This is a genomic window from Ignavibacteria bacterium (genome assembly GCA_015709655.1).
Taxonomy (GTDB): Bacteria; Bacteroidota; Ignavibacteria; order Kapaibacteriales; family Kapaibacteriaceae; genus OLB6.
This window is the reverse complement of the sequence record CP054181.1, coordinates 1,615,816-1,626,699: the sequence shown is the minus strand read 5'-3', so window position 1 is coordinate 1,626,699 and position 10,884 is coordinate 1,615,816. Positions and strand designations below refer to the sequence as shown.

Here is a 10,884-nt window from a genome sequence, read left to right as displayed (position 1 = left end):
CACAATGGATGTAACCAGCACTACGATTTACGTCACCAGTGGTGATATTAATGGAATTGGTTTACGGTGTCTGTACGAAACACTGCGAAACCATCCGCAATTAGCCGACAACCTGAGACTTGTAATCAACCCTGATGTGTTACGGCAGGCGTGCGAGCAATACAACATCAGCTTTTCTGTCCCTGTAGTACCTGTTAAAGCAACTTGCATTCTGCAACCTGGTACCGAGCACGACGATGCATCGGCACATGCTGCCGATTCGCTTAAAGTAGCGGTGGACATGGTAATGGCCAACCGGTGCTCCAGTCTAGTAACACTACCTATTAACAAGCATGCGCTTAATAACATCGGATGGGATTTCCCCGGTCAGACGGAATACCTTGCCGCACAAAGCGGTGGCAAACCGCTGATGATTATGGCATACGAAGACCTTGTTGTTGCGCTTGCAACGATCCATGAGCCCCTGTCCATAGTACCAAAACTGATTACTGCTGACCTGCTACTGTCAACACTTCAAAAGTTTAATAATTTCCTGTGCAACGATCTGGGAATCAGCATGCCGCGAATTGCCGTCCTTGGCCTGAACCCTCATGCGGGTGAATCCGGAAAAATGGGTACTGAGGAAGCCGCCATAATCAGACCTGCAATTGAGCAGGCTGGTTTACTGGGCATACGTGCAGAGGGTCCATTCCCGGCCGACGGTTTCTTCGGATTCAACACTTTTAAGCATTATAACGGCGTACTGGCAATGTACCACGACCAGGGCCTGATTCCCTTGAAACTATATTCGAAAGGGGCCGGCGTTAACGTGACCGCAGGCCTTCCGCTTGTTCGCACCTCACCCGATCATGGCACTGCATATAATGCCGTGAACAGCAAAAACATCGAGTACGAAAGCACAGCGAATGCTATCAGAATGTGCAAACAAATTATAGAACGCCGAAACAGTTTACGCAACCGTTAGCGCGGAGACACGGAACTATTATCAAAGTTGAAGGGGGCTATATGCACACCGGTAGTCCGGATTTTTCTTAGCGGATAGTCTTCGAGAGCTGGTATGTTTACCAGTGTCGTTGTCAGCCATACAACAACATCTTCTCCGCGAAGGCGCTGGTTGTTTGACGCGTAAATAGAAACACCTGCCGGTTGCACATTTTGATTGGGGAATGGCCCAGCTGCTAGCATTTCTTCAGGATGATAGCGAGTTACCCAAAGACTATGTCGTAGGAAGTCAGCTCTGCTTCGAAGCGGATGACCTGTTGTTAGCAGCGGAACACTGTAGGTTTTAGGTGTAATCGAATAGCCAGGGGTACCGCCTAGTGCGTTTCGCGAATTTGCTGCCCAAACAATCCACGAGCGGTTGCGTTCGGCACTTATCTCGCTCTGAGCCTCCTTTTCGAAGAGCCACTCATAATTATCATACTGCATCGCAGCGCCATACTTGTTTATGAAATCAGGAGCTGATGTAATTTCAAATTCGCTGACACGGTTACGTGGTCCGTCAACATCAAGGTCAAGCCGGAAGCAGTAAAACTGCTGCCATACAGGCAACAACAAGTTCGGGCCTGTAAGAGTCCCAAGCGATTGGCCAAACTCACGATTTAATGATCCCGAAGTGTCGATCACCGACCTTACCTCAGAAAGTCCGGTACTTCCTGCTTCAATATCAATCGAACCATCTGAATGAAATTTGTAGGTAAATACGTAATCACAGTTCCTGACGGTAGAAATACTTGTAATATTTAGAGTTTTATTCGGGTACGACATTTTATTTCCGCTACGAGAATCGGTATGCCTCCACAACACTCCCTCATCAGTTTCATAAACTGCAATTGCGTCTGGTATCTCTACCGGCTTACCATCCTGAAGGATGACAGCAGAAAGTGTTTTTGAGTTTTGAGGAACGTCATATCCTGGTGTTAGCTGCGAAACATTGGCACCCAGTCCGTACTCGCCAACGGCAAGCGTATATCTGGCATTCCAGTGAAGCGCAGTATCGCCATAGGTGGTTACAACTTCGGAAAGACTAAGCCTGTGTGCAACACTGTTTAATTCACCATTACGCATAAAACTTGCCGAGTAAATTACTAATCCCTCTGAACTATGAATCAGTGCTGAAAGTTTCCAGCCATTCCATTGAATAGTATTACCGCTAACAGCTATTGAGGAAGGGGGCTTTATAAATTTTAATAATTTGCTTTTTCTGCTCTTTATGTTTTCAGGGATCCACCTGCTTGAGCCGGACTGTTCAGGAATAGGACCAAGCTCGCGATCATAAAACTCAACAAGGCGGTGCCCATCGAGATTTACAACGCATACAAGCCCTTCCACGGGCCGACCGTATATGGAGCTCCCCTCCGCGGGACGCATGTAGGTGTACACGCGTACAATTCTGAACGGCATTGTGGATACCGGGATACCACTTGCCACACATTCTAACACCACGTCGTCCGGGGTCAGTCCCCGGCGTGTGAGTCCTTGCAGCCATCCCGACGTGTTTCGTACAATAGCCTCAGCGCTGTCGCAGTCGGAATCAGTTAGTACGGGTTGTACAACACCAATACGACGCCATTCAACCACAGCGCCCGTTTTCGCATCTGAAAATACCTCATGAATCAGGTGTGAAGTGCGATCGCGGAGAATTGTCTGCGTCCTTGCAACAGTACTTTCTTCTCCGCTGAGTGCCTTATCAGCGTCGGCCGGACCGACCGATATAATCTGGTATTCCTTCGGACATCTCGCGTCGGCCGTGATTACAGTAATAATCCGTTGTATTTCTTTTACAGTCGGTTGGTGGAAGGTCTGTGAGTAAGAAGCGAACGGGTAAACGCCAGCGATAGCAAGAAGCGTAAGTTTTATTGCGACACGTCTGAAAAATGTTTGCACAACACATACCTGTACCTGGCGCGTTAAAAGTGGCATGGCTCAGTCATTCAGTAGATACATATTAAATTTATGCAAGCAGGTTTCTGCACAAATTTATCACTCAAGAGCGGATCTACTTTTTAAGAAGAAACGACAGCGTCAGCCCAAGCCCCTTACCGTCGTATGAATTGAGTACGGTGCTGTGGTGATACCAGCGTGTACACCCCGGGTGGCAGATCCATGAGGGAGAATTTTAGTTCTGGGGTATCGGGCAGCAGTGTGCGTACCACCTGACCAAGAATATCAACAACGTGATAAACTGTTCCGGGTTCCATGCCACGCACAGTGATAGCATCATCGGCAGGGTTGGGATAGATGGATAGGGGGCTTGGGTTCTGTCCACAGCAAATTCTCACCGCAAGATAACTTTACAGTACTTGTTTCCTTGAACAATAAAGTATATCCCGGGACTGTAATTATGTAAGCTTACCACGGCACCCGACTCAGAAGGCACAATAACATTTAAGGTTTGACCTATTATGTCTAGAACTGAAATTATGGCTTTCGTATCTACCTCATCTATTGAAAATGTACGGTATGAGATTTCTTTCAATTTTAATTTGGTAGGGTTATGACTTAATTCGTCTGATTTTGATTCAGCTGTACTGTTGGGGTCTAGCCTTCCGGCATAAATTATTTCGTTGTTTCCAGCTATCAGAACATAGCCATCTGATGTAGTGGTGATCCGCCTAACTTTTGAAGGTGGGGCTTGGCCGACATTGTGCCATGTTTCTCCACGATTATGTGAGATGATTACCGAGTTACTGTCAGTAATCACAATTACAGCACCAGAATTAACCGCTATATTGATAGGAACCCCCAGCTCATACCCACTTGCCGGACTAAGTCCTGCAACTGCCTGCCATGACAATCCAGCATCTGTCGTAAACCATACTATTGGTGACGTCTTACTCGGATTAGGAATTGTTGCATCAGAATTCGTCTCCGCTAACAGAACGAAGGTAGAGTCCCCCACATAAAGCAGTTTCTGTGGTGAAAATTTATGATTCCACCATGCATTAGGATGAGCGTCCGGCAACTCAATAGGCATTGATTCAGATGTTTCCCAGTTATCGCTGGTTCTCGATAATATCGGACGGGACAGAGCAGGTGTTACAACAGCCTCATCATCATTTTCGATACCTACGTGGATACCACTGTGAGAGTTCATCATTGCGAGAACACCCGAGTGCAGAAAGTCCCTGTACGGTAACAGATGTAAAGAAAAATTGGTACCATTATTTGTACTTACAAAAACACCGGCCTGGGAGAAACAGAGAGCGGGTTGCCAAATATAGTCACCAATACGAGTAGTAAGATTTTCCAGACCTGGTAACGTACAATAGCGTTCCTTTATAACATCGCTAAAAGTCCACGTGGCACCTCCGTCGTCTGAATAACTCTGCGGACCTGGTGTGTACATAATACGTTGGTGGTTCAGTATCGCTGTTGGTGTCGACTGAATAAGCATCCAATTACACCAGCAGGCTTCAGTTCGCCGCCAGGTTAAACCGCCATCAGTTGTGTATAACAGAGCGGTGGTTATTGAATCTACTTGTTCATCTTGAGAGTTGAGTACAAACACTAGAATATGTTGTCTGTTATCTGCAGAAAGTTCACGTACATAGCAATTTCTGAACCCTTCTGGCAATGGGATGGACGCCCATGACAACTGAGCCTGTAGAGGTCTTAAACAGAACACAAGTAGTATAGATATTATAGCATATAAATACTTTTTCATTGCTCTGCTCCTCGAGGTACTGTTATTAACTCATTTGAACAGCAACACCACGCTTCGATTGGCATTTCTACGATTTTACACCCACTCTGATCGAACAACGTCAGACGATCAATAATTTGATAAGGCCTATGTGTACCCAAACGAGTGCAAGGTATCGTGTATAGTAGCCCAGGTTCTAATTTGGGAGATGCAATTGCTGACCTATTCCCTGTGTTTTTATTTATTCCAGTTTGCTGCTCTGTAATTCCTCCTTTTACCTGCCTGTTTTCAAGTTCCCATCCTGCTACACATCCGGATGACTCAGCTGTACTGTTATTCCTATCCAAAACAATGTTAACACCACAGCAAAACCCAGTAGTTGCACTACCTTGACTACATGCACTTTTAGAGCACCCTTTTACGGAAATGCTGTAATTACAACCACAGCTCACAGAGCATTTATAATCATGAACAACATAATCAGCCGACCTTTTAGGATCGATGCCGGGATGGTTTTTCCACGAAACAACACGAAAAATTATAAGTTTTATCGTGTGTACTTTGCTATCCCTTTGGATGCATATAATATTATTTTCAAAGCGAAGCCGATACGGAAACTCAGACATACCAATAGGATTAAGTTCCCATTGGTATTTGCCATACACCATATACGCTCCATAACGCATTTTGCCAGCAAGATGTACTTTTTCTATAGGAGGAAACAGAAGCGTTTCTGTCTTAGTGGGTGAATTAATACCATCAATTTCTAAAGATATGTACAGCTGATTTGTATACCCAAGTTCCTCATGTGCTTTAAGCCACCTTAGATCCGCATTTGTATGAAGGTACCATCGATAGCAACAACTTGAACCTGGAGCTTTGTCTTCGTTATAATAAGATTGTGAACATGAAGCATCCGGGGCAGGTTCAACAACAATATTGAAATTATCTCTTTTGAATGGTGAATCCTCAATCAGGGACTCTGTACCATTAATAGAGATCGTACGTTCCAAGTCAATCCCTGACCCACTAAAGAAAACCTTTGCCGGTAATAGCCCACCCTCTATTCCACTGCCATTCATCGCTTACACTCCAACAACATCAAGAGCGAACATGCCCCATCCGGGAGGTCCTGGACTTGTGTTGTTATCAATGGTGCGAATACCAAAACTGTAGCGGCCGGAGCTGTATAAGACAAGGCGTAGAAGGACTAATCCGGTATATGTATCGCCTGTCCAGTGAATTACCGGGATTGTCCCTTGCATATCTCCCCGTGTAGCTGCATTATCCAGCATGCTTAGTTCTATGTCCACCACGGCATGGGGTGAACCTTGAATTGTTAAGGGGATAATGTTGGTCCATTCTACACCTGCTCGTACAAAAATCGTGTTGCGCAATGGTGGCGGTGTTGTTGTTGAGGTATTGCTGGTCTGATTTCGGAAATTCCAGCTCTGTGCATCAAACTGTTGCTGCATCTGATCAGCCCCGTTGCTAATCACTGTGACTTCACCGTTAACACTTACAGGGGTAGGCAACCACGTAGATGGTACTGTCGGCTCGCGGTATGTTGAGCTTAATGCCCATTGCCCCACCTGTGATGGACCGGCAACTGAAAGTTCTGCATAGCTGATCACACTGAGTGGATCTACTGGGAAGGACTGCAGAAGTGAGTTCCAGTTGCGTATATCACGGCTATTGTTACATCCGCATCCCATAATTCCTACGGATTAGATGTTTTGTTAATAATTATGTCATAACTAGTTCAACGTCACCAAAATAATAAGAATTTCCAGAAATGCAACTTATGTAACCAAAATGTTTCCCACTGCCTGTGCATGACCTCCTTTCCGTGAGCCCAAGCCCCTTACCGTCGGATGAATTGTATGCGGTGTAGTGGTGACACCAGCGTGTACACACCGGGTGGCAGGTCCATGAGGGAGAATTTTAGTTCTGAAGCATCGGGCAGCAGTGTGCGTACCACCTGACCAAGAATATCAACAACGTGATAAGCAGTTCCGGGTTCCATGCCACGCACAGTGATAGCATCATCGGCAGGGTTGGGATAGATGGATAGGGGGCTTGGGTTGTCGTGGGTTGTAGCTTCATTGACATCTGAAACACCACCGGTAGTTGTATAGTAGATGGTACCGGGGCGTAATAAAAAGACAATGTTGTTAGTGAACGGTACAATGTAGGAGTCTAAAGCTGGGACTGGCACAGGCGGGCTAACTACTGTCCACGATAGACCGCTATTAGTAGTGCGGTATAATCTGTTCCCCGGACTGACAGCGTAACCAATGGCACCTTTCTCCGGAAAATATAAATCTTGTATGTAATTAAGAGTATTAAAGAACTCTACCGGGACCCACGATACGCCATTATCAGTTGAGCGCCACATGTGCCACTTACCCGGTACATTGATGCTTTCCTGTCTGCCGGCAAGTATCAGCGTACTGTCCTCTGCATAGGCAAGGGATGAGTATATAATCAGGGGCAATCCTGTATTTTCTATCTCCGTCATCGTTTTCCAGTTATCATCTGTCTTGTATATTCTTGTAAAGTCGTTATAGATGTCCTCGCTATACTTACTAATTGCAAGTATGCCTTCTGTTTTCGTACGCATTGCAAGGCTACGACTGACGGATTTACTATCTAATGCAACCAGGGAAAATGATGCACCGCGGTCAGTACTAATATCTATTGCATCTTTACCGCTTTCTCCATTATCACCTGTTAACCATAAGTACTCCTCATCAATATCCTGTATTTTGTCGAACACTAAGTGCATTGGTGCAGGTTTCCACGGATTACCGTATCCCCGCGTTCTATGCGGTGCCCAATTCATTTTCCGGTACCATGTATCATCACCTAGGTACCATATACTCTGTGGGAAATTCGAATCCTCACCACACCATACTTCAGTGGTGGTCCAGTCAGCCCCACCGTTGGTCGTGTATAAAACACAATAAGGAACATCATTCCCTCCATACGGTTCAGTGCGCGCAATAACCACCATTTCCATTAAACTTTTCGCCGCTATTCCACCTAAGATATAGTTCCGGTACTCTTCCGGCAGGTCAATCCTCCTCCACACATCCTGTCCATGTAGGTTGTGCGATAGTGTGACCAGGCTAATTACAAGTATTGGTACGAAGAGAAGGTGTTTGTGTCGCATCATTGGAAATCATTAGTTTGTTCTTTAGTTGGGGGATTGCATATACACTGGATTTTTATTGGAATCTCTTCCAATACTCTTGCACAGCGATCATACAATTCTAATATATCTTCATAATCATTACCACCCGAAAAGCAAGTGAAGCAGTGAAGCACTGAACTTGGTAATGAGGGATTTAATATACGCTCATACGGCGGATCGTCCTCCTGTTCCATCATCAATTCCCCCCCACTTAGGCCTGCTTTCTGTAGCTTCCAGCCACCAACGCACCCTACATCATTATTTCCACCTGAATTTTCTAAATGGATACACGTTTTGCAACAGATTCTCGGATCACCAAAAGCTGGACCAGATTGAGAAGAGCACCGAGTGTGACTCGACGTGATCTTGATTTTATAGGAACAAGGCTTGCATGACAGAACAAAGTCTGTATATCCCATATACTTCTGTTCAACTTCATACGGTGAATAGATTTCGAATGCATCAGAGTTTTTAATGTAGGCATGAATACGAACTCTATGCACTTCCCCATCCATTGGAATACATACTTGTGGAGGTCTGTGGTACTTATATCTAAAATTATCACGATTGGGTTTAAGTTTAACCCACTCTGTTGTGGCGACTGAAACCAATGCACCGTACCTAGTTTTACCACCAAGTTTTTCGTTACCAGTGTACCCGGGAGCAAGAAGAGTCATGTATTCTTTAGTGTCGGGTAGTCCCGGTGCATTGACTCCATCAAGCTCAAGGAAAAAATAAAACTGCACACTTTTCCCTTTTTCGTTCGGGTTTCGTAAGCCCTCCAACGTTGACTTTGTATAGATATCCAAGCTATATATAGCAACAGCGTTTCAATTTGTCTTCTACATTTCTGTAGTCTTGATCACAAGTTACGCTTTCGTGAAGCTCAAAATAGAAAAAGTTGTCTTTCACTTCTTGGGTATCAAAGAATTGTGAGATTGGCTCTCCGTTTAGTGTAATATTACGTTCCTGATCGGCTTCCGACCCACTAAAGAAAACCTTTGCCGGTAATAGCCCACCTTTTATTCCACTGCCATTCATCGCTTACACTCCAACAACATCAAGAGCGAACATACCCCATCCGGGAGGTCCTGGACTTGTGTTGTTATCAATGGTGCGAATACCAAAACTGTAGCGGCCGGAGCTGTATAAGACAAGGCGTAGAAGGACTAATCCGGTATATGTATCGCCTGTCCAGTGAATTACCGGGATTGTCCCTTGCATATCTCCCCGTGTAGCTGCATTATCCAGCATGCTTAGTTCTATGTCCACCACGGCATGGGGTGAACCTTGAATTGTTAAGGGGATAATGTTGGTCCATTCTACACCTGCTCGTACAAAAATCGTGTTGCGCAATGGTGGCGGTGTTGTTGTTGAGGTATTGCTGGTCTGATTTCGGAAATTCCAGCTCTGTGCATCAAACTGTTGCTGCATCTGATCAGCCCCGTTGCTAATCACTGTGACTTCACCGTTAACACTTACAGGGGTAGGCAACCACGTAGATGGTACTGTCGGCTCGCGGTATGTTGAGCTTAATGCCCATTGCCCCACCTGTGATGGACCGGCAACTGAAAGTTCTGCATAGCTGATCACACTGAGTGGATCTACTGGGAAGGACTGCAGAAGTGAGTTCCAGTTGCGTATATCACGGCTATTGTTACATCCGCATCCCATAATTCCTACGGATTAGATGTTTTGTTAATAATTATGTCATAACTAGTTCAACGTCACCAAAATAATAAGAATTTCCAGAAATGCAACTTATGTAACCAAAATGTTTCCCACTGCCTGTGCATGACCTCCTTTCCGTGAGCCCAAGCCCCCTACCGTCGGATGAATTGTATGCGGTGTAGTGGTGACACCAGCGTGTACACACCGGGTGGCAGGTCCATGAGGGAGAATTTTAGTTCTGAAGCATCGGGCAGCAGTGTGCGTACCACCTGACCAAGAATATCAACAACGTGATAAGCAGTTCCGGGTTCCATGCCACGCACAGTGATAGCATCATCGGCAGGGTTGGGATAGATGGATAGGAGGCTTGGGTTGTCGTGGGTTGTAGCTTCATTGACATCTGAAACACCACCGGTAGTTGTGTAGTATATGGTTCCGCTATCACCGACAATATATACCGTTTGTTTGTTCATAATCGCAACATCGTTCAATTTAAATTGTGTTGGTGAGATAAGTTGATACCATGAAGCCCCGGCATCCAATGATTGAAGGATTATACCATTTGTGCCAACACCAATGCACAGTGAGTCTTGCAGGCATTCATACTGCAAAATGCGCGACAATGAATCCCCTTCGATGAGATGATATTCGTTTATTGGTCTCCAGTCTGTACCAAATGAGGTTGTTAAATACGACTTTGTGGCTGTATTAGGAGGACCCAATACATAGAGAAGAGCATTAGAATCGTTAACGATTAACAGTTGATAGATATTACCGAATTGAATAGTATCAACTACCTGGTAGTCCTTCCATCCGTTGGTAGTGCTAAGAATTCCATATGACTTAAATCCGGTGTTACCAATGCCAGCAACGCTCACAGCTGCCAATCCCCTTTGTTCGTCCAGCATAGAGATCAGGCTTTCATTAGGTATCTCATCGGGTATGTAGCTTACTTGATTTACCTCCTCCCACGAACGACCATAGTCTGTGCTAAGCTGGATAGATCCTCCTCCTCGAACCTCGCAATCTACAATTCGCCACAACTGCCCGTACTTGGTAAGAGAATAAGAAGCAGGATTATGAACCCCTTCATGAATACAGTCGTCATCCGGTCCATCAGAGTGTATCCATTCGTTTCCACTATTCGTAGTGTACATACAGCCGCCAATAGGATGATAGTACACATAATTATCTCCGGAAACATGGCGAACCTGGCGCGCCCAATTCAGATATCCTCCACACCAGCATGTATTAGTACAGGTCCATGACACACCGGCATCAGATGTTAACAAAATACACGAAGCTGAATCCTCTGGGAGAAAAGCCATTACCATTATCGAATCTGGTGACCGAACCGCAATAGACTGTATCC

At 45.3% G+C, this 10,884-nt stretch carries 11 protein-coding genes; 1 reads left to right on the top strand and 10 read right to left on the bottom strand.

All coding sequences use genetic code 11. The annotated features are described in order from the left end of the window. The first annotated feature begins 4 nt into the window (after positions 1-4). Entirely contained in the window at positions 5-964 is a 960-nt protein-coding gene (pdxA, locus tag HRU79_06550; protein ID QOJ26325.1) for a 4-hydroxythreonine-4-phosphate dehydrogenase PdxA, read from the top strand. Here pdxA and HRU79_06545 read toward each other — a convergent pair. The 10 genes from HRU79_06545 to HRU79_06500 all read right to left on the bottom strand — a co-directional run bounded on the left by HRU79_06545 (position 961) and on the right by HRU79_06500 (position 10,840). After that, a complete protein-coding gene (locus tag HRU79_06545) occupies positions 961-2,922 on the bottom strand; it encodes a hypothetical protein (protein ID QOJ26324.1) in 1,962 nt (653 codons plus the stop codon). The two genes, pdxA and HRU79_06545, sit on opposite strands and share 4 nt — an antisense overlap. A 116-nt stretch (positions 2,923-3,038) precedes the next feature. Then, positions 3,039-3,281, bottom strand: coding sequence for a T9SS type A sorting domain-containing protein (locus HRU79_06540; GenBank protein QOJ26323.1), 243 nt, complete (start codon positions 3,279-3,281; stop codon positions 3,039-3,041). Next, positions 3,278-4,666 (bottom strand): hypothetical protein, encoded by a 1,389-nt coding sequence (locus HRU79_06535; GenBank protein QOJ26322.1) that lies wholly within the window; start codon positions 4,664-4,666, stop codon positions 3,278-3,280. The genes HRU79_06540 and HRU79_06535 overlap by 4 nt, the downstream gene beginning before the upstream one ends. Continuing rightward, entirely contained in the window at positions 4,663-5,727 is a 1,065-nt protein-coding gene (locus HRU79_06530) for a hypothetical protein (GenBank protein QOJ26321.1), read from the bottom strand. The genes HRU79_06535 and HRU79_06530 overlap by 4 nt, the downstream gene beginning before the upstream one ends. A gap of 3 nt (positions 5,728-5,730) precedes the next feature. Further along, complete coding sequence (locus HRU79_06525; GenBank protein ID QOJ26320.1) at positions 5,731-6,360, bottom strand: hypothetical protein; 630 nt, start codon at positions 6,358-6,360, stop codon at positions 5,731-5,733. A 149-nt stretch (positions 6,361-6,509) separates the two neighbouring features. Next, positions 6,510-7,823 carry a T9SS type A sorting domain-containing protein gene (locus tag HRU79_06520; GenBank protein ID QOJ26319.1) on the bottom strand — a complete coding sequence of 438 codons (1,314 nt, stop codon included), beginning with the start codon at positions 7,821-7,823 and terminating at the stop codon, positions 6,510-6,512. Next, positions 7,820-8,650, bottom strand: coding sequence for a hypothetical protein (locus HRU79_06515; protein ID QOJ26318.1), 831 nt, complete (start codon positions 8,648-8,650; stop codon positions 7,820-7,822). The genes HRU79_06520 and HRU79_06515 overlap by 4 nt, the downstream gene beginning before the upstream one ends. 1 nt (position 8,651) lies before the next feature. Then, positions 8,652-8,882 (bottom strand): hypothetical protein, encoded by a 231-nt coding sequence (locus HRU79_06510; protein QOJ26317.1) that lies wholly within the window; start codon positions 8,880-8,882, stop codon positions 8,652-8,654. 3 nt (positions 8,883-8,885) lie between these two features. Then, positions 8,886-9,515, bottom strand: coding sequence for a hypothetical protein (locus tag HRU79_06505; GenBank protein ID QOJ26316.1), 630 nt, complete (start codon positions 9,513-9,515; stop codon positions 8,886-8,888). A 149-nt stretch (positions 9,516-9,664) separates the two neighbouring features. Further along, positions 9,665-10,840: a T9SS type A sorting domain-containing protein gene (locus tag HRU79_06500; protein QOJ26315.1), complete on the bottom strand. Its 1,176-nt coding sequence runs from the start codon at positions 10,838-10,840 to the stop codon at positions 9,665-9,667. Positions 10,841-10,884: the final 44 nt, after the last annotated feature.

Bases quoted from the DNA above. Each gene is read 5' to 3' on its own strand.
- HRU79_06510 (QOJ26317.1), bottom strand. From the start codon at position 8,882: ATGAATGGCAGTGGAATAAAAGGTGGGCTATTACCGGCAAAGGTTTTC.
- HRU79_06530 (QOJ26321.1), bottom strand. From the start codon at position 5,727: ATGAATGGCAGTGGAATAGAGGGTGGGCTATTACCGGCAAAGGTTTTC.
- HRU79_06520 (QOJ26319.1), bottom strand. From the start codon at position 7,823: ATGATGCGACACAAACACCTTCTCTTCGTACCAATACTTGTAATTAGC.
- HRU79_06525 (QOJ26320.1), bottom strand. From the start codon at position 6,360: ATGGGATGCGGATGTAACAATAGCCGTGATATACGCAACTGGAACTCA.
- pdxA (QOJ26325.1), top strand. From the start codon at position 5: ATGGATGTAACCAGCACTACGATTTACGTCACCAGTGGTGATATTAAT.
- HRU79_06535 (QOJ26322.1), bottom strand. From the start codon at position 4,666: ATGAAAAAGTATTTATATGCTATAATATCTATACTACTTGTGTTCTGT.
- HRU79_06505 (QOJ26316.1), bottom strand. From the start codon at position 9,515: ATGGGATGCGGATGTAACAATAGCCGTGATATACGCAACTGGAACTCA.
- HRU79_06545 (QOJ26324.1), bottom strand. From the start codon at position 2,922: ATGCCACTTTTAACGCGCCAGGTACAGGTATGTGTTGTGCAAACATTT.
- HRU79_06500 (QOJ26315.1), bottom strand. From the start codon at position 10,840: ATGGCTTTTCTCCCAGAGGATTCAGCTTCGTGTATTTTGTTAACATCT.